The organism is Candidatus Protochlamydia phocaeensis (genome assembly GCF_001545115.1).
Classification (GTDB): Bacteria; Chlamydiota; Chlamydiia; order Chlamydiales; family Parachlamydiaceae; genus Protochlamydia_A; species Protochlamydia_A phocaeensis.
In genome coordinates, this window is the sequence record NZ_FCNU01000028.1 from 78,965 (window position 1) to 98,310 (window position 19,346).

Here is a 19,346-nt window from a genome sequence, read left to right on the forward strand (position 1 = left end):
AAAATGAGAGGCGCTTTTTATGGCTCAAGAGATTCGCATTGGCTCTCATCTGATCGGACCCCATCATCCGCCTTTAATTGTGGCGGAGCTTTCGGCCAATCATAATGGTTCGATAGATAGAGCATTGCAAATTGTCGAAGCGGCTAAGCATGCGGGCGCCCATGCGATTAAATTGCAAACTTATACGGCGGATACGCTTACCCTGGATAGCCAAGAAGGCAAATTTGTTATCAACGATCCTTCAAGCTTGTGGAAGGGGAGGAATTTATATGAGCTTTATCAGCAAGCGCACATGCCTTGGGAGTGGCATTCCATTATTTTTAATCGCTGCCGCGAGATTGGCTTAACTGCTTTTAGCACGCCTTTTGATGAAACGGCCGTTGATTTTCTGGAAGAGTTGGATGTGCCTTGTTATAAGATCGCTTCTCCTGAAATTGTCGATTTGCCCCTTATTCGAAAAACAGCCAAAACGGGCAAGCCTTTGATTATCTCGACTGGCGCCTCTACTTTGCTTGAAATCGCTGAAGCAGTGCAAACTGCACGCGCAGCAGGTTGCCGGGATTTAATTTTATTAAAATGCACAGCTGCCTATCCTTCCCAGCCCAAAGATTGCCATTTGCGGACTATTCCGCATTTAGCTTCCACTTTCGATGTCATTGCCGGGCTGTCGGACCATTCTCTTGGACTGGCCGTTCCCCTCGCAAGCGTGGCGCTGGGAAGCTGCCTGATCGAAAAGCACTTTACCTTGTCACGCGCTGGCGGCGGTCCTGACGACCCTTTTTCTTTAGAGCCGAATGAATTACAAGCATTAGTCGAGGAGTCGAAAAGAGCCTGGGAAGCGTTAGGACATATTCAATATGCCCCTTTACGGGCAGAAAAAACGACACTCTCTCATCGCCCGTCTCTTTATTTTATTGCCGACTTATCTGCTGGAGAAATTGTTCAGTCCGAACATATACGCTCTTTAAGGCCGGACTGCGGCTTGCCTCCTAAAGACTTAGAGAGGGTGATAGGACTTCCTCTTCAAAAAAATGTGAAAAGGGGAACGCCTGTCACATGGGATATTTTTAAAAATGAATAAAGATACATAACTTGTCCTTGCCCAGGATTTGTCTTCTCTTTAAAATGTCTCATCCATTCAATAAACTAGATAATCTTTGGAGAAGAGATGATTGCCGATTCTGTCTATAATAATAGTCTTGCACCTGAATGGGTAAATTATTCCGAAGTAAAAGCAAAAAGAATAGGCATCAAACTCACAGACGAGCATGTCAATCAGCTCTTTATCAGGATTTATCCGGCAAGATCCGGGCAAGAATATGCAACCAGCTTATTACCGCAAATGTTTTCCTCTATCGGTTTTGAAGCCGTCGTCTTGAAATTTATGGGTTTTAAAGGCGGTCAAATGGTATTTACGCCACGAGCCTGCCCTTATGAATATCATTTGAATGCCGAGAGTTGGAACGATGGCAACTGGATGCCGTCTTCGAAAATACCGGAGATTTTTAAGAACTCCCAGCAAGAAGAGCTGTTTAAAGAATTCAAATAACAAGCAGGGTGCTTGAATAAGCACCCGTCTTTATTGCATTAAATGCTGCTTCATAAAGAGCAGCAAAGCCTCGCAACGCTTTAAGCTGGACTCTATCCCTTGAGGAATAGAGGAAAAATTCTTTTCAACCACTCCACAGTAAATTTTTACTTTGGGTTCCGTGCCCGACGGACGTACCATAACTTTGCTTCCGTCCCCAAGCCAATAGACCAATACATCAGAAACAGGTAAATAGATGTGCTCCGTCTTTCCGGATTCCAAATAATATTTGGTTGAGGCTTCATAATCTTCAATAGCCATGACAGGTATGCCATTGATGGCATTTAATTTCGAGTCGCGCAAACGCTGCATGCCAAGCACCATCTGCTCCTTGCCTTCTTTTGTTTCTCCAAAGTTAATGGAGAGTAGCTTTTCTTGATAAATGCCGTACTTGCGGTATAGATCGTACAGCTTATCGACCAAGGTTTTCTCTTGCAGTTTGGCTTGAAGGGCCACTTCGCAAATTAAAGCGCTGCAGACAACAGCATCTTTATCGCGAGAGAACGTTCCTAATAAATAGCCGTAGGATTCTTCCCCTCCAAAAATATATTGATAGCCGTCGGATCTATTCTCCCATTCGCGAATTTTCTCGGCAATATACTTAAATCCCGTCAACACATTAAAGCAAGGCCGTTTATACGTATCGCAGATCGCTTGAAAAAGCTCGGTGGTCACAATCGTTTTGATAAAGGCCGCTTTTTCAGGCAAGCGATTTTGCTTGGACAACGCCTCTAAAATGTGCTCCAGGCAAATTGCGCAAATTTGATTTCCGTTGAGAATCACAGCCTGGCCTTGATGGTTCACAGCCACCCCCATGCGATCTGCATCCGGATCGTTGGCAATCAGTAAATCGCTTTGTGTCTGCTGCATGCGCTCAATTCCTAGCTTCAAAGCTGCCGCTTCTTCCGGATTAGGGGAATGGGTAGTCGGGAAGGTGCCATCTGGGATGACCTGCTTATCGACAAAAGTTAGGTTTGTAAATCCCCACAGCTTTAAGGCTTGAGGGACGATTGTAATCCCTGTGCCATGCAAGCTTGTATAGACAATTTTAAGACGGCTGCCTTCTTTTTGATTGACCTGCGGATAGCTTTGCAAGGTGGTTATGGCTTTAAGATAAGCTTGATCGACTTCTTCTTCTATCTCGTGAATGAGCGGATGAGACAAAGCCTCTACCTTTTTGACCATAGTGGGATCGGTAATCTTCACCACTTCATTAATAATCCCTTGGTCTTGGGGAGGGACAATTTGAGCGCCGTCAGACCAGTAAACTTTATAACCGTTATACTCTGGAGGATTATGCGAAGCGGTAACCATGATGGCAGCTAAGCAATTTTTATACCGGCAGCCAAAAGAGACAAGAGGGGTGGGGCGAATATTTTTAAACAAATAAACCTGGATGCCATTGCCTGCCAATACTTTAGCCGATTCCTCGGCGAAAAGGCGCGAGTGCTGGCGGGAGTCATAACCAATAAAGACAGCATGATTTTTATTGGCTTCCTTAGGCTGCTTTAAAATGTAATTGGACAGCCCCTGGGTTGCTGCTCGCACTGTGTAGACATTCATACGATTCGTTCCGATGCCCATAATGCCGCGCAGGCCGCCTGTTCCAAATGTCAAATTGGTATAAAAGGCATCGACGACTTGTTTGGGATCCTCCTGCAGCATGTCACGGATGCGGGCCTTGGTTTCCTCGTCGTATTGCCCCTCCAACCAGAGATCGACATTCTTTTGCGTCACTAGATCAAAACTGACTTTATCTTTCACGCTCATAGATTCACTCATTTTTTGATTGATTGTCACACACCATAAAAGAGCGTCGCAAACGTTGCAATAAAATTGTCACTGAAAAGATAGATAAGATTTTATGCGAATGCCCAGCCATCTTTGAAGCATTATTTGTCATTAGAAGGTTTTAATGCACGCTCCTAGACAAGGTCCGCTCTAATTGGAGAAGAGATTAAGCGGAAAGGGAAAATTGAAATAAATCTCCCTTTTTTCTTATTTTATTCGATTAGGGAATTAAGTCCTTGCTTAGTTAAATCGAGGAAAGATTGTATGCTTTCTGGTTATGGGATATGTTAGAGGATGAATTAAATCAACAAGAAGCCTCAGAGGGGATCGGTTCTTTGATTATTATACCTTGGATAGAACTTTCTAAAATTTTACAAAATTTTAAATCAATTATTTAAAATTTGTCTTTTTTATTTAATTGCGAGTTTATCGTTTAATTGGTAATTTTGCTTGAAATTATTTTCAATTTTTAGGGAATACAAAATGACAATAGATAAAAATTCTTATTTTTTTACTGATCAGTCTTATCAGGATGCTTCTTATTCTCATAGAACTCCTTCAAACGATAAGCCGTCATTTGATCCTAGTTCTCACTTCGCTCCAAGGCTCGTTATGCCGATTGGTTTACCTCCTATGAATACGTTTTTGGAATCCAGTGTTCCCCGAAATACATCTATGTCGCATCATTTCTTTCATATCGCGCTCAATGAAGTTCCTGGAGCAACTCAGCAACTGCCCGCTATTAGCTCATTTGAAATGCAGCCAAAATTGATTCAGTCTACTCAGTCCGTGGCCCAGCCTATTTTGAATCCGCCTCCTGTTAATTTTAATCCTGTTCCGCTGACCGCTATTAATGTAGGATACGCTTCCGTTGCTAATCCCGCTATTAGCCAAGAAGCTGAATCCTATCCTTCTGCCCATCATTCCATTAATATTCATCAGCAGCATCATTATTCCACTGCGTATTCTCAGCAGCCTTATGGAGAAATACTAAGAGGAGAGCCAATTAATGGCGAACTTGTGTGGCCCATTAATCAAGCTAGAAGGGTGGCTGAAGAGTTTCTCGATCAGGATTTTAATTTAAAGCGGGAACTGCAAAAGAAAATACAGGACTTTTGCGGCCAATCGTACTTCTCGCAATTTATTGATAATCCTAAAAAGTATTCATTCGATTTTAGTTCGCTCTCTAAATTGAGAAAAGACGTATTAGCTGATTTGCTGTTTAAATGGGCAGAAATAAAAATGAAGAGAAATGTATTTGATTTGGCTTTGCGCTATTTCGCATTGGCTTGTCAAATGAATCAAAACCTGCTCCAAGAAGAAAGAAGCTTAATGACGTTTCAGACAATTAGGAATGCCCTTAATCCCCTATGGATTCGAGAATACTATCAAATGAATCAGCAAATAGACATTAGTTATAGTTTAAGGCGGATGGCCAATTCTTTTACAAATTTAAATCAATTTTCTATGGCTTTTGAGTGTTTTAAACTCGCTTATTCTCTTGCACGCGGCTCTAAAGATTTAAATACATGGAAATATTTTTTATTTTCCTTTGAGAAAAATTACTATCAAACTGCAAATGAGAGAAAGGCCTGTTTAAAAGCGATTACGGAATGTGAACCTCAAAATATGGATGCTTGGTTCAAACTGGCATGTCTTTATAAGGAGGAAGGTGCATTTAATGAGGCAATCCAGACATTTGAAATCGTCTTGAAGTACGATAATCTGAAATATAAAAGAGTGCATGAAGAACTCTGTCAATTGTATATAACCTTGGGGGATGGAGAAAAAGCGGCCCAACATTTACAGGCTTCAAAGCAAAAAACGCTCCATTTTCATGTCTATCAGCCTGAAGCTATTTAGCCATCTCGGTAAATGAAAATTAGAAGCTTGAATATCGATTATTATGGATTTAATACATCCTCTAAGAAGGATAGAGAGGGCTTTTTTATTAAAGGAAAGGATTCGCCAAGGGTTCCCACTGCCTAGCAACTGCCTGAGCAAGCGTGCGAAATAAAAGGGCCGCTTGTGGATGCCCTTCATGGAAAGCGATCGGATAGCCCTCATCCCCTCCTTGGCGAATGGCGGGAAGCAGCGGGAGGCTGGCTAACAGCGGAAGATGAAAGCGATCGGCTAATTCCTGGGCTTTGCCCTCTCCAAAAATGTGATAGATCTGGCCTGTTTCCGGGACCGCAAAACCAGCCATGTTTTCAACTACACCCAAAAGGGGAATATCGAGCTGGTAAAAGGCATTGATCGCTTTAATGGCATCCAGCATGGCAACTTCCTGAGGCGTGCACACAACTAAAGCGCCTGTTATGGCCAGCAGCTGAGAGAGGGAGAGCAAGACATCGCCTGTTCCGGGCGGCAGATCGATAAGCAAGACGTCTAGTTCGCCCCACGCCACTTCATTCAGCATTTTTTCCAAAGCACCGTGCAGAATGGGGCCGCGCCAGACGGCAGAGCGTGCCTCTTCCATAAAAAAGCCAATCGAAATGGCTTTAATGCCGAATTTGGTAAAAGGAAGAACTTGGGATTTCCCATCCGCTTGGGAAAAAATTTTAGGGGTCAAGCGCCTGAGACCCAGCATAATGGGAATAGAGGGACCATAAATATCGGCGTCTAGCAACCCAATCTTGAGGCCGGTCTGAGCGAGGGCAACGGCCAAATTGACAGCGACAGTGGATTTGCCCACTCCTCCTTTTCCCGATCCAATTGCAACGATTTTAGTTGAAGGATTGTCCATGGGAAGAGGAGCCCTCTTGGATTGCGCGTTGTTCTTCGATCGCTTCAAAGGCGACAAGGGGAGCATCTAGGCAAATGCCTTCGCATATTTTGGCTGCTTCCTGCCAGTCTTTTTCGGACTTGAGATTTTGCGGCCACCAAGGATAAGTGCGGCATTGAGTGGGGCGCACGGGATAAATTTGGCACTTTTTATCTTTTAGGAAGACGCAATCATAGGTCTTTGGAAGCTCTAGGAGAGACCATTTTCCCTTGACGCGGCGTAGATAGCGCTGAGAAAACTCGTGCAAGGATATTTGCAGGAAAGCGGCAATCTGCTCGATTTCCTGTTCCGAGACCCAAATATAACCTGGCGCTCCTGTGCAGCATTGGCCGCACCCCGTGCATTTAAAGGATAATCCTTTGCGATACCAAGGATCGTCTTCTTGAATAACTTTTAGCATGACTTAATCTTTTTCTTTAAGGATTTGACGGATTCCTGCTATCACAAAAAGAATTAAAAAAATGATGCAGACAATTCCCACGACTGCAGCTTCGACGAATAAAGACAAAAGCATTAGAGTCTCCTTAAGCTAGTCATTTAAAGAACTCACCTTATGCAAAAAAATAACTATTGTCAACTTGGTCCTGATTTGTTATGATCAGCGGCTATTAAAAACCTTTGTGATTAGCAGAGTGTACATGTTAACACATTTGTGCGTATTTTTAACAGATTCCTTTTTTAGTCCCGTCTATCTTTCTGGCGTATATACGCTTGGTACAGCTACGTGCTAATGTGCTGCCGCTCCCGTCTTTTTCCCCTTTTTTCAATAAAAATAAATATTCTTAACTATCCATAACCGGAGAGAAACATCATGCAAAAACAAAGAGAGCACTGGGGATCACATTTAGGCTTTATTCTTGCAGCAGCAGGCTCGGCTATTGGTTTGGGGACATTATGGAAGTTTCCTTATGTGACGGGTGAAAATGGCGGCGGAATATTTGTTTTGATTTACATTTTTTGCACGTTTTTTATTGGTGTGCCGATCTTCATTGCTGAATTGGTCTTGGGGCGCAAGGCCCAACGGGGAGCCGTTGGCGTATTTGCCGCTTTGGCCAACAATTCAGCTGCTTGGAAAACTGTAGGATGGCTCGGAGTGGCCTCTTCCTTCTTAATTATGTCCTTCTATAGTGTCTTAGCGGGATGGGGGCTTAATTATGTCTTCATGTCTTTAAGTCAATTCTATGCGGGCATGACTGCCAAAGAGATCGCAGGCGTATTTGACATTTTAGCTTCTTCAGCTGATATCACTTTATTTTGGCATTTTGCTTTTACCGCCTTGACAGCCGCTGTCGTTTATCGCGGAATTCGACAAGGGATTGAATATTGGAGCCGTTTTATGACGATCGGCTTGCTCATTATCTTAGTTGGCATGTGCATTTTTGCTATTACTTTGGATGGGTTTTGGGAAGGCGTTAATTTTATTTTTTATCCCGATCCTGCCCGCTTTAAGCCTTCGGCAGCTATCGAAGCCTTGGGCCTCTCCTTTTTTACCTTAAGCTTGGGACAGGGGATTATGCTGACTTATGGGAGCTATATGCGGCGCAGCGAAGATATTCCTAAGACAGCTTTTATCATTGGAGGCATGATCATTTTCGTTTCGCTTTTAGCCGGACTGATGATATTTCCCATTATTTTTACTTTCGGATTTGCTCCCGAAGCAGGCCCCGGACTGGTCTTCAAAACGCTGCCTGTTTTGTTTGCTAAGCTCCCAGGCGCTTTATTTATTTCGACAGGATTTTTTATTCTATTTGTCTTTACAGCCCTCACTTCTGCTGTAGCCCTGATTGAAGTCGTGGCCGCTAATTTTACCGATTTATTGGGTTGGTCAAGGCAGAAGGCCGTCTTAGTCGTGGCCATTGCCTGTTCGGTCTTTGGAATTCCCAGCGCCTTGTCCAATACCCATACGCTTTTTGCTAATTGGCCGGCAATTTACGGTAAAACTTTTTTTGAGACGATTGATGATATTGTCTCTTTATGGTTCTTGCCTATTGGCGGATTGATGGTGGCTATTTTTACAGGCTGGGTATTGGATAAAGAAATAAGTAAAGAAGAATTGAATGCAGGAACAACCTTGCGCTGGATCTGGCGGCCTTGGATTTTCTTTATTCGTTGGATCGGCCCTGTCGCCATTGTGTTCATCATCTTGCAACAGAGCGGATTAATTGATATCGACACCTATTTTGGTGGCGCAAAAAAAGAGAAAACTCAAGAGAATATTCCGGTTCCCGAAAGAACTTTTCAAATAAAAGATTAAAAAGAGTATAATAAGACTAAGGAAGAATAATTCTATTCTTCTTTTTTCTTTATTAATGGGGGCTTTAGCTTTTCATTAAGTCACTGAAGTAATGGTTTTTAGAAAAGCTGAAAGCTTTTTCAATTCTATCCGTATGGAGGTGTTATGAAAGATATCACTCATCATATAAGACATGTTCAAAAGAAGGTCATTCGCTCTAATAGACAAGCAACCATGCAAAATCATAAGAGTCGCCCATCAAATTCACTGCCTTCTTCCGGAGTGATTCTTTCCGAAAATACGCGGTCTTTTCGCTATCAAGCGACTAGATAGAATACGATAAGCATTTAAAAATTTTTTGATCCCTTTCGAAATTCGAAAGGGATTTTTTTTATCTTTTCCCCCTCATTTATTTAAATTTCTTTCCTTTTCACGACAATTAGCAGATCAAATTCCCCCATTTTTAATCACCCACCTTTAAAAATTAAGAGCGGATCATTATTTTTTTTTACTACATATGTAGTAAGGTGTTGTGATTAACTTGAGTGTGGAGTTAAGCAAATGTCAAGGCGTAGTTTTGGCGAGTTGGAGCTAGAAATCTTGCAAATTTTAAAAAATGGGAAAAGGATGACAGTTAAGGATGTGCACCACATTCTCGGAAAGGATAGCAATAAATATACGACGATCCTGACAGTGATGGGAAGGTTGGTTCAAAAAGGCACGTTATCTAGAGAACGGATTGGCCTACAATATGAGTACTGGCTATCGGATCCGACAGAAAAGATTCCCTCCTTTATTGCCCATTTTAAAAAGAAAATTTTTGGAGTGCAAACAAGTCAGATAATCACTTATTTGATCGAATCGGCGGATGATCTTTCCGAGGAAGATTTGGCCGACATGGAAAAAATGATTGAAAAAGCAAAGATGAATAGGAGAGTGAATAAATTTTAATAACCTGAATTTTGAGTTTATTTTGCCCTTTCCCTCCAGCCTTTTAGGGTTTAAAGCTCAAAATAAGCCCCGCCTTGTTCCCATTGGACCCCGAAAATGTCTCGGAGTAAAGAAGGGGTGACAATATCTGCATAGGCGCCGGTTGCCACACATTTTCCCTGATTTAAAATGGCCAGCCGATCGCAAAAGCGCTGGGCGGCTAATAAGTCATGCACGGCTGTAACAATTGTTTTTCCTTGACGGGCAAGGAGTTGCAGCAATTCCCAGATTTCTAATTGGTGCCGAAGGTCGAGATAAGAGGTCGGTTCATCCAAAAGAAGGACCGGGGCTTCTGTTGCCAAGGCTCTTGCAATATAGATCCGCTGTCTTTCCCCGCCTGACAATTGAGAGAGCAGTTGATGCCGTAAATGCCAGGCATCTACTTTTTTCAAGCAATCTTCTATTAAGTTATTTTCTTGGGAAGACAAGCCTTGATAATGAGGATAGCGTCCCATGGCCACCATGTCAGTGACGGTAAAATCAAAATAGAGGGAAGGGGTTTGAGGGACAAGCGAGACGGTGCGGCTAATTTGGTAGCGCGGCAAGTTTAATAAATGTTGTCCTTGCCAAAAGACTTCTCCCTCAGTAGGAGACCAAATGCCTGTCATGGTTTTAAATAGGGTTGATTTTCCAGAGCCATTAGGGCCCAAAATTCCATATAAGAGACCCGGCTGAAAAGTTAAAGTAATGCAAGAAAGAATGGTTTTGGATTTGAGGCGGTAAGTGAGACGGTTGATCGCTAATGTCATAGATCCTCAAAAGGCCGTGCGTTTGTGGGAGCGAAAAAGCAAGAAGAGAAAGAAAATCCCTCCAATAATGGCTGAAAAATTGCCGATAGAGATGGCATAAAGGCCAAAGCCCCGTAGCAGAACGTCTAAAGTGGTTAGGACAGCAGCTCCCGAGACTAGGCAAAGCGGGATCAATTCGTTGTGGTCGGGACCTTGCAAGCGGCGGATAATGTGTGGAAGCACCAATCCAAAAAAAGCGATCATGCCAATGGCCGCCAAAGCGCCGCCTGTCAGCAATGAAATGCATAGAAATAGGCGCCAGCGGACGCGCTGGACATCGACTCCTAGGTTTTTGGCTTCTTCTTCCCCTAATGCTAAAATATTCATTTCCCGGCGGTACATCCAGCAGCCCCATAATCCGACAACCGTCAAGGGAAATTGCATATGGACATGCTGCCATCCGCGGTCAATTGTCGTCCCGGCTTCCCATTCGGTAATGGTTTGAATAAGCTGCCAGCGATCGCGCAGGGCATATAAGAGCAGGCTTTGAGTGGCGATAATAATAGTAGAAACAGCGATGCCCGTCAAAATGAGATTGGTAAGATGGGCGCCTTCTTGCAGGCGTGAGAGGAGGTACACGACACATAGAGTCAGCAGGCATCCTAGAAAAGCGGCTAGGGGCAAAGAGTAGGGATAAGTAAAGCGGAGATCGAAAATAAAGACGAGAACAACAGATAAACAACCTCCTGCACTGATACCCAGAACGCTTGGCGACGCCAAAGGATTATGGAACAAAGACTGCATGACGGCGCCGGATACAGCCAGCGAGGCTCCTGTACAGGCAAGGACAATTAAGCGCGGCAGCCGCTCGTCTAGTAGAGGATTCCATTGGGAGGACAGGTTGTGCAGGCGCAGTTGAAACCCTTCCCAAACTTGGTTCCACGGGGTTTCCCCTGTCATCAAAGTCCACGTGCTGCTGGCAAGAAAAAGGAGGGCGAATCCCCAAAGGTAAAGAGAATAGCGATGTTTCATAGATAATGTGCGCTTGCTAAGGCTTGAAAGAGATCAAAATAGGCAAGGACGATATATTGAGTGGGAGATTCTTGCACTGCCTCATCGACGTAGAAGATGCGGCGCGAATGAAAAGCGGGCAATTCCTGAAACATTTTATGATGCGCAATCCAATTTTTAAAGCCAGAGACAGAGGGGGGGAGCGAAAGGATAAGGCAATCGGGATTGCTATTGAGGATTTTTTCTTGCTCAAATGGAATGCGCCATTCATGTTGGCTAGAGGGAATGGGGCAAGACAGTCCCTTATGCAGGGCAAAGGCCCGCTGTAAAAGCTGGCCTGTTAAGCATTTGTCCGTGGGCATCATGTAATTTTGGTGATAGTACAAGTAAAGGACTGTCTTAAAAGAATCGGGCTGATAAATAAGCTCTTCTAAGGCTCTAAAGCGATTGTCTATAGCCAATAAAGATGCCTGGATAAAAAGAGCGAGCAAATTAGCTTCAAGCGGGTGGTTGCTGGCATGGCCGATTTTCAACAGAGTCTCTTGAATGTCAGCTAATGTATCAATATTCTTAATTGTATAAAGTTTAATGCCCTGATTGCGCAGCATTTCAAGCATGGGGGGATGGGTATAATGGGCAACAAAGGCTAGATGAGGCTGTGTTAAATAAAGCTTTTCGGCTTGATAGCAATCAATATGTGAAGGAATGCGCTCCAGCGCTTCGGAAGGATAAAGTTGAGGCAGCTCTCTCAGTCCTTTGGGGATGGCCGTCAATTCTTGCGGTTTGGCAATGGCAAGCAGAAAACTGGCAGCGACATAAGTCTGTGGAAGAAAGCGCGTAAATGAATCTTCCAGTTGAATGATATGCCCGGCATCATCTCTCATGCTTTTCAGACGCAACCGGCAATTTAATTCTTGCAGCTTATCAGAAGGGGATTCTTGGATGAGACGGGCAATTAAATGGGCTTGCAGATAGGCATCCGAAGATAAACGTTGAATTCCGTTCACTCCCTTTTCTGTAAGTATTTGCGCATCGCGGTCCCAGCTGGCGATGAAATCAAGCATGAGGGGGATATCTCCTGCCAAGGCTTGACGCAAGGATTCTCGCTGAATGGGAGAAAGATAGGGAAGTAAATCTGCGGTATTGAGGGTCAAGGCTGGCGTTTCCAATTCGGATGTATCCAGCATGTGAGAAGAATTAGCCCGAAAAGCCAAAGTCCACCATCCCATTACAAAACTAATCATAAGAGAATATAAAAGCGGAGTGGAAAGAAACTTTTTCATCTCGGATCCTATAGGATGGCTGGGAGATCACACATAAGGGAAAGCAGAAGCGATATTAAGGAGAAAGCGAATCAGGCTGGCCTTGTTCCGTAGGGAACAACAAGCCAGCCAAAGGAAGCTGCTGCCTTATTCTTTTTCTTCCTCTTCTTCATCAGCGTCTGCAATCAACGCTTCCGATAAGAGGACGATTCCGGCTGTAGAGGCCGCATAAGTCAGCGTATTTTTGACAACTTTGGCAGGATCAATGACTCCGGCTGCAACGAGGTCTTCCACTTTTTCCGTCGTGGCATTAAAGCCCGTATTCTTATTAGAAGCGCTCATCACTTCGCTTAAAATGACGCTTCCATCAAATCCGGTATTAAATGCTATCTGCTTGATCGGCGTTTCGCAGGCTTGTAGGACAATCTTAGCTCCGATGGCCTCATCGCCTTCCAATTTAAGATTGTTAAGGGCTTTGCTTGCATTTAATAAAGCGACGCCTCCGCCAGGCACAATTCCTTCTTCTAACGCAGCTTTAGTCGAATTTAAGCTGTCGTCAAACATTTGCTTCTTTTGCTTCATTTCTGTTTCGGTAGCGGCTCCAACGCGAATAACAGCAACGCCTCCGCTTAATTTGGCGCGGCGCTCTTCAAGCTTCTCTTTGTCATAAGAGCTCTTTGTCTGGGCGATTTCAGCATCGATTTGCTTGATTCTGGCCGCAATGTCTTGAGGAGAGCCTGTTCCACCAACGATAGTTGTCGTCTCTTTAGTCACGGTGACTTTTTCGGCCGATCCCAATGCAGAGGTGGAAATTTCTTTCAAAGAAAGGCCCACTTCATCGGAAATGACCGTTGCGCCTGTTAAAACAGCAATGTCTTGCAGCATAGCCTTGCGACGATCGCCAAAGCCGGGCGCTTTGACAGCGGCGACTTTAAGCGTTCCGCGAAGCTTGTTGACGACAAGCGTGGATAGTGCATCGCCTTCCAAATCTTCAGCGATGATGAGTAGCTCTTTTCCGGAAGTCGCGATGGTTTGCAGAACAGGAAGAAGTTCGTGAATATTGGAAATTTTTCTATCAACAAGGAGGATTTGTGCATGATTCATCTCGATCGTCATTTTCTCGATATCCGTGCACAGATAGGGGCTAATATACCCGCGGTCGAATTTCATTCCTTTGACCACTTCAATTGTTGTCTCAGTCGTTTTGCCTTCCTCAATCGTAATAGCACCTGAATTACCCACTTTTTCAATGGCTTCCGCAATCAAGTTGCCAATTTCTTGGTTGCCAGAGGCTGAGACTGTTGCCACATTGCGCTTTTCTTGAGTCGTCTTAACGGGAATGGCCGCTTTTTCAATTTCTTTAACAATCGCCTCTACAGCTTTATCCATCCCACGCTTGAGGCCGATCGGACTGGCACCGGAAGAAATATTTTTAATGCCCGCTTCGACTAAAGCCCTCAGCAGAAGCGTACCTGTTGTCGTTCCATCGCCGCATTTTTCTTTAATTTTTTGCACCACTTCTTTGGCCATGGCGACGCCCATGTTCTCATATTTGTCCTTTAATTCAATATCTCGAATGATGCTCGCCCCGTCGTTAGTAATCGTAGGAGCTCCCCAACTTTTTTCAAGGCCCACATTGCGTCCTTTGGGACCGAGCGTAAAGGCAACGATATCAGCTAGTTTTTTTATTCCCTTTAAGAGAAGCTCTCTTGCTTCTTCTTCAAAAATAATTTCCTTAGGTGTTGACATATCTGCTCCTCGTTTAATTTTGAAATTGGCTTCATTAGGCCTTCTTGATTTAAGATCTCTTCTACAGGCGTTCAATTCGCTTTCAAACGCTATTCAAGCAAGCCTAGATTAATAACCTAATTTTGAGTTTTTCCTCTCGACTGTTTCAAAGCCTCAGCTATAAACAATTGATAAGCAGGTCTATATTAAAATTATAGATCTATCGTATCGCCCCAAGGGCAAACATTCAAAACTCAGATTAATATACTCGCTCCGGCATCGATTTGGATTTGGGTCGCTGCAGAAGTAATGCGCAACCGAAATAGCCAAAATTAAGCTGAAGCGAATAGGTAATTGCCGACGAGAGGACAAGACTTGCTTTTCTCTTCTTTAACTCCATAAATCGGAAATGAATCCCGCTTTCTTGCTTCAATGCAAACTCCCTTTCAGCAATTTGTCTTAGTCCTCCTGAGGAAGACGAGTGTAGAGCAAAAAAGGGAATTTTGCAAGCGGGAAATTTACTTTTTTAGCAACTGAATGTTTAGACTGCTAGATCTTGAGGACTGTGGCGAAGGAAGGGTATCCGCCTGGCCAACCTGCAAGAGTAAAAGGGAATAATCCAAGAAATCCGTATGGATATCTTTGCCTTCTTTAAGGACAAAAATATAAGGATGAAGAAGATGATCAAATTGTTTAGTACGAGATTCTTTCATGCCAAATCTTTAGGTTAAATCATTTAAGAGAATTATTTTACCTTGTTTTTGCATTTTGGAAAACAAGAGAATGGGTTAAAACCCGAATTTGGACGTTTTCCTTTTGAAGTGATCAAAAAGGAAAAGGACGCGGTTTTAAACAAAAGCAGCAGCCAGTGGAAGGCGGAATGGATAAGGACAAGCAAGCCTCTGCTGAAAGTCAGCTGTTGGGATTTTCAGTCAGGATCAATTGTTTAATAACCTGAGTGTGGAGTTTTTGCCCTTCGACTGCAAGCGCTTTCCCGTTAGTCCAAAGGGCAAAAAACTCCACATTCAGGTTAATAAGATTGTCCCAAAGAAATGCCTGCAATCATCTTTTGCTCTTCTAAATCAACGCGGCCTCCGCCGAAGGGAATGGCCGGCAAAGGTTTACCTTTGATCGAATGCTTGAATCCATAGCCGACAAAAGCCGAAATCTCAGAACAGGCATTCCAAGACCAGGTTGCTCCCATTGTCACATAGCTTTGCGTGCACGTTAGCGTGGGGATATTGACAAGCGTGGAGCGTGCTCTAATAGAAGTGTGAGCATAGCGATAGCCAGCTCGTACAGTCCATTCGTCATTAATGGCATAAGCAATACCAGCGCGATAAAAGGTCTGATTGGTCCAATCAAACCCGGGCCCCTTTCGTGAGCCGGTAGGATGTATAAAAACATTGGGAATGGATTTATTACGCAGAGAGCGATTCTCTCTCCAATTAATGTGTTGAACATCAAAAGTCAAAGTAAGAAAGCAAAAGGGATGAAAGGCAATGCCTGCGGTGAGAAGGCTGGAAATGTCCAAGCGCCCGCGTTCGGCAAAGAAACCTTTGTATTTATGGAATCTACTCATATGCGTGCGAGGTCTGTAACTGATTCCTATTGAAAAATAGCGAGTAAAATGCCCGAGCCAGCCTAAAGTAAATCCTACCCCGTGAGAATAATTATAGCCACGGTTTGTAACATCTGTGGGGAAAGCAGAAGCCTGAATTGTATTTTGAACGCCTTCAATTTTGAAACGCTGAACCATGTAATTGATGGAAATACCGATGGTTTGGCAAGGATCAACTTGCCAAGCAATCGTTCCCGCAACGGTTTCATGGACATATTCCAATCCGGCTCGTGTGGTTCCTAGAATAGGAACCGGCCTGCCGAATTTTGTTTTAAGATAATCGCTATTATAGACAGCTAAGCCTGCAGAAAGGCGATAAGGAAGGGCTTTAGCTAGTCCGAATTCGGGGGCGAATATCTCTTTCGTTTTTGCCCCATCAAAGCTGCCGTTATAGAGAGGATTAAGGCTGCCCTTTACTTTGGCCCGTGACTCTGTGCGGATATAGTTTATGCCTAAATCAAAACGATCGCCGACTTCTGTAATCCCCGCGGGATTGTAGGCGACAATTAAAGAGTCTTGCGGGGCAGCTGTGTTGGCTGCTGCCATTCCCAATGCTTTGGTACTGGCAAAAGTGGCCTCCGCTTTGGTTGCTAAGAACGTCGCTAAAATGGTTAAGCCAATCCACACGCTTTGCCGCCAAAACTTCTTTTGCATAGCTTTCCTTTTTTTATAGTCCAAAGCAGCTTTTATCTTTTTGAGGGATATAAAAGATCGTTTAAAATTTGTAATTAAAAATGCAGGGGTCCAACGAGCAAAAGGGGATTGACTGATTGTTAATTAGAGGAGTGAAAGAGCGGTTTGATAGAGAGGAAATAAAAAGCTAAATGCTAATCTTTTTGATGAAGCTGATTATAAATTTGTCGTTTAGGAACCTGCCTCAAATCAGCGACCATCTTAATGGCTTCGCGGCGATCTAAGGAATAGGTGTCTTGCATCCATTTAACATGCTCTTCTGGCGTCCATGCTTGCCAATCTTGCCTCTCTTGCTGAGGGGGAGGGGAAAATAAAAGAACCATCTCTCCTTTCGGTTGAGCATGCTCCCAGCGTTCAAGCAATACTTGTGCTTGGCCACGAACAAATTCTTCAAATTTTTTTGTCAATTCACGTGCCAGAACTAACTGTCTTTCCGGTTGTAGAAGAGCTATCATCTTTAACGTATCTATTAAACGATGCGGGGATTCATAGCAAATCGTTGTGCCCGGATAAGACAAAATGGATAGGATAGCCTGCCTGAGCTCTCCCTCCTTACGAGGAAGGAATCCCCAGAATTGAAACCGATCGGTCGGGAGTCCCGCACAGCAAAGAGCTTGAATAGCAGCGCAAGGGCCAGGAACAGCTGTTATCGGAATACCATGCTCAATACAAAGCTTGACTAAAGCGGCGCCAGGATCGGAAATGCCCGGAGTTCCCGCATCTGAAATTAAGCAAATTTCTTTACCGGCTTGCAAATCAGCAAGGAGATTTTCTGCTTGAGAAGCTTCATTAAATTTATGATAGCTTTTTAAAGGTTTATGAATCTCGTAGTGTTTCAATAAAACCAAGCTATGGCGCGTATCTTCGCATAAAATATAATCACATGCCTTGAGAACCTCTAATGCTCTCAAAGTGATATCCGCTAAATTTCCAATTGGCGTGGCGACAAGGTATAACATAACAATTCACTTACACGTTGGAAATTGATTTTAATGGCAATCCGCCAGCTTTATAATTAAAAAAAGAAATTGAAAAGAAAGGAATTAATGTCCAAGCAAATGAATAAATAAGATATTCATAACAGACATGCGGTTGTCAGAATAAATTAGGTGGCACCCAGATTCGAACTGGGGGATGGAAGCTTTGCAGGCTTCTGCCTTACCACTTGGCTATGCCACCATGAAAGGAAGGGGTTATACACAAAAACTCTTCATCTCGTCAAGAAGTTTAGGAAAAAAAGCGCAAATTCATTTGAAATGATCTACTAATCAAGGAATTAGGCTTGCAATTTAGATGTCTTTATTCTTGTCTTGCCAATGCTTCCCTTCAAAGTCTAGTCGACAGATTTTCAAAGAAAAAGGATGACTTTGTTTAAAGTTAATTTATTAATTAATTTATTTAATAGTAATTTAAATTTAATATTTATAGTTTTTTTATTGTTGTTTTATTTATTTTTGTTTATAATTTTTTAACAATAATTAACTATTAATTTAATAAGAGAGGTTTATGTTTCCGTCTGCTTCTAAAGATATAGCTATTAATCTAGCTATTCCAAAATTGAACTTACAGTTCGTGGAGGATCAAAAAAATGTGGAGAGTGGAGAGCCTAGTTCCGAGACCTGCCACATGGGAAGAATTTGGCATCTGTCGAGAAATAGGCAGTTGAGCTATGTTGAAAAACCGATGGATATAGAATCTATCAAGCACGCGCTTGAGAGCAAATATCTACCTGAGGTGAAAACGCTCAATGAACAGGAAGTGAGAAAATTAAATGTATTTTTGAAAGAACTTGCCAAGAATTTACTTAATTTAAAAAAGAAAGATTTGATTGAAGAACAAGGGGAAAAGAGCGCATCGGAAAAAAGCCTGCCGATTTCACCTCGTGTAGATACTCCGCGTTCTCACCGCACGCCCCGCTCTTCTCAGATGACAACGGGGCAGTCTTCAGACTCTCTCATGTTGTCTCCTCGGATAGGTTTTCTGCACTCATTTAAGCAACTTTTGTCTCCTCGTTCGAAGACGGCCATGAATTTGTCAGCTCTGATTCAGACGGTATGGGGCCAATTTTCTTCTCAATTTCCCACGCATGTACCTTTGCGAGATTCTTTTTCAATTTCTAGCCAGGATTTTAAGGTTTTATTTAAAGCTCATTTGAGAAGAGGGTTTGACGAATATTCAATCGATGATTTGAATAGGCTGGCTGAGGCCTTGCAGACCGAATATCCGACTTCTATATCCCTGGAGGCTAATCAAGCCATTGCTTCAAAAGAAGACATGATCCAAGTGATTAAAGATGCCCTTGCAGAGGTGTTAAAAGATTATCAAGTGTTTTGCGATAAAGCGGCTAAAACTCTTTTAGACAGCAACTATTTATTTGGAGCGGAAGACTTTTCTGAAGATGATACTTTTTGTCCGGTCGTAAAAAGTAAATTATTGGCTGAATTGGAGACTTTTACCGTTAAGAAAGGAGAATTCGGGATAGGGTTTTTAATGCAGGTAAAAAAGTTTGAAGAAGAAGCGGATGTCAATCAAGCGCTTGATCAGTTAGATTTGCTTTGTCAAACGTATTTTAATTCTCAATCAGCCAAAGAAATGAATGTGGATAGATATATTAGCAAACCCATTCTTGATGCCTTAAATCAGTTGAAGCAGCAGCAGCAACAGGGCAATCAGCTTGTTATACCTCCTAATCTCTTACATTCTGCCAAAGTGCACGTCATCCATAACCTGAAAGATAATTTTCTGGCTTCCTTGGATTCTCGCTCATTTACACGAACAGCTTATTGGAAAGAGCTTTGCCAAGAACTTTTTGCCAATGCGCCTTCCAAATAGGAAAAAGAAAAGGGCTTCCTTACGAGGAAGCCCTTTTCTTTGGAAGTTCATTTTACACTTAACTAAACGGATCTCTAGTTAATC

The 19,346-nt window shown here is 43.0% G+C and carries 17 protein-coding genes and 1 tRNA gene; 7 read left to right on the plus strand and 11 right to left on the minus strand.

Going from position 1 to position 19,346, the window contains the following annotated elements; translation table 11 throughout:
- Positions 1-19: 19 nt before the first annotated feature.
- Both pseI and BN3769_RS09930 read left to right on the plus strand, forming a co-directional pair.
- Positions 20-1,081, plus strand: a complete 1,062-nt coding sequence (pseI, locus tag BN3769_RS09925; RefSeq protein WP_068470104.1) for a pseudaminic acid synthase — start codon at positions 20-22, stop codon at positions 1,079-1,081.
- An 87-nt stretch (positions 1,082-1,168) separates the two neighbouring features.
- On the plus strand, positions 1,169-1,549 hold the full coding sequence (locus tag BN3769_RS09930; protein WP_068470106.1) for a hypothetical protein: 381 nt from the start codon (positions 1,169-1,171) through the stop codon (positions 1,547-1,549).
- A gap of 30 nt (positions 1,550-1,579) precedes the next feature.
- Here the strand turns inward: BN3769_RS09930 and BN3769_RS09935 are convergent, their stop codons facing one another.
- Entirely contained in the window at positions 1,580-3,358 is a 1,779-nt protein-coding gene (locus BN3769_RS09935; protein WP_154017883.1) for a phospho-sugar mutase, read from the minus strand.
- 504 nt (positions 3,359-3,862) lie between these two features.
- Between BN3769_RS09935 and BN3769_RS09940 the strand changes: the two genes are divergently transcribed.
- The gene (locus BN3769_RS09940) at positions 3,863-5,242 is read left to right on the plus strand and encodes a tetratricopeptide repeat protein (protein WP_068470110.1); all 1,380 of its coding nucleotides are present in this window, start codon (positions 3,863-3,865) and stop codon (positions 5,240-5,242) included.
- Positions 5,243-5,330: 88 nt separating this feature from the next.
- On the opposite strand, the gene BN3769_RS09945 is transcribed toward BN3769_RS09940, so the two are convergent.
- The gene (locus BN3769_RS09945; protein WP_068470112.1) at positions 5,331-6,125 is read right to left on the minus strand and encodes an Mrp/NBP35 family ATP-binding protein; all 795 of its coding nucleotides are present in this window, start codon (positions 6,123-6,125) and stop codon (positions 5,331-5,333) included.
- Positions 6,106-6,564: a YkgJ family cysteine cluster protein gene (locus BN3769_RS09950; protein ID WP_068470114.1), complete on the minus strand. Its 459-nt coding sequence runs from the start codon at positions 6,562-6,564 to the stop codon at positions 6,106-6,108. The genes BN3769_RS09945 and BN3769_RS09950 overlap by 20 nt, the downstream gene beginning before the upstream one ends.
- A 411-nt stretch (positions 6,565-6,975) precedes the next feature.
- Here BN3769_RS09950 and BN3769_RS09955 point away from each other — a divergent pair, with 411 nt between their 5' ends.
- The 3 genes from BN3769_RS09955 (at position 6,976) to BN3769_RS09960 (ending at position 9,348) form a co-directional block, all read left to right on the plus strand.
- Complete coding sequence (locus BN3769_RS09955) at positions 6,976-8,418, plus strand: sodium-dependent transporter (RefSeq protein ID WP_079989517.1); 1,443 nt, start codon at positions 6,976-6,978, stop codon at positions 8,416-8,418.
- A 144-nt stretch (positions 8,419-8,562) separates the two neighbouring features.
- Entirely contained in the window at positions 8,563-8,730 is a 168-nt protein-coding gene (locus tag BN3769_RS14785) for a hypothetical protein (protein WP_154017884.1), read from the plus strand.
- A 228-nt stretch (positions 8,731-8,958) separates the two neighbouring features.
- Positions 8,959-9,348, plus strand: a complete 390-nt coding sequence (locus BN3769_RS09960) for a BlaI/MecI/CopY family transcriptional regulator (protein ID WP_068470116.1) — start codon at positions 8,959-8,961, stop codon at positions 9,346-9,348.
- 50 nt (positions 9,349-9,398) lie between these two features.
- On the opposite strand, the gene BN3769_RS09965 is transcribed toward BN3769_RS09960, so the two are convergent.
- The 8 genes from BN3769_RS09965 to BN3769_RS10005 form a co-directional block, all read right to left on the minus strand.
- The gene (locus tag BN3769_RS09965) at positions 9,399-10,136 is read right to left on the minus strand and encodes an ABC transporter ATP-binding protein (protein ID WP_068470118.1); all 738 of its coding nucleotides are present in this window, start codon (positions 10,134-10,136) and stop codon (positions 9,399-9,401) included.
- A gap of 6 nt (positions 10,137-10,142) precedes the next feature.
- Positions 10,143-11,147 (minus strand): FecCD family ABC transporter permease, encoded by a 1,005-nt coding sequence (locus BN3769_RS09970; protein WP_068470120.1) that lies wholly within the window; start codon positions 11,145-11,147, stop codon positions 10,143-10,145.
- Positions 11,144-12,409, minus strand: a complete 1,266-nt coding sequence (locus BN3769_RS09975; protein WP_068470122.1) for an ABC transporter substrate-binding protein — start codon at positions 12,407-12,409, stop codon at positions 11,144-11,146. Before BN3769_RS09975 ends, BN3769_RS09970 begins: the two co-directional genes overlap by 4 nt.
- Positions 12,410-12,535: 126 nt before the next feature.
- A complete protein-coding gene (gene groL / locus BN3769_RS09980; RefSeq protein ID WP_068470124.1) occupies positions 12,536-14,137 on the minus strand; it encodes a chaperonin GroEL in 1,602 nt (533 codons plus the stop codon).
- 497 nt (positions 14,138-14,634) lie between these two features.
- Positions 14,635-14,829: a hypothetical protein gene (locus BN3769_RS09985; protein ID WP_068470127.1), complete on the minus strand. Its 195-nt coding sequence runs from the start codon at positions 14,827-14,829 to the stop codon at positions 14,635-14,637.
- Positions 14,830-15,146: 317 nt separating this feature from the next.
- The gene (locus BN3769_RS09995) at positions 15,147-16,391 is read right to left on the minus strand and encodes an OmpP1/FadL family transporter (protein ID WP_068470131.1); all 1,245 of its coding nucleotides are present in this window, start codon (positions 16,389-16,391) and stop codon (positions 15,147-15,149) included.
- Positions 16,392-16,564: 173 nt separating this feature from the next.
- Positions 16,565-17,389, minus strand: a complete 825-nt coding sequence (rsmI, locus tag BN3769_RS10000; protein ID WP_068470133.1) for a 16S rRNA (cytidine(1402)-2'-O)-methyltransferase — start codon at positions 17,387-17,389, stop codon at positions 16,565-16,567.
- Between the two features lie 148 nt (positions 17,390-17,537).
- Positions 17,538-17,609 (minus strand) — tRNA-Cys (locus BN3769_RS10005).
- Positions 17,610-17,936: 327 nt separating this feature from the next.
- Between BN3769_RS10005 and BN3769_RS10010 the strand changes: the two genes are divergently transcribed.
- Entirely contained in the window at positions 17,937-19,262 is a 1,326-nt protein-coding gene (locus BN3769_RS10010; RefSeq protein ID WP_068470135.1) for a hypothetical protein, read from the plus strand.
- Positions 19,263-19,346: the final 84 nt, after the last annotated feature.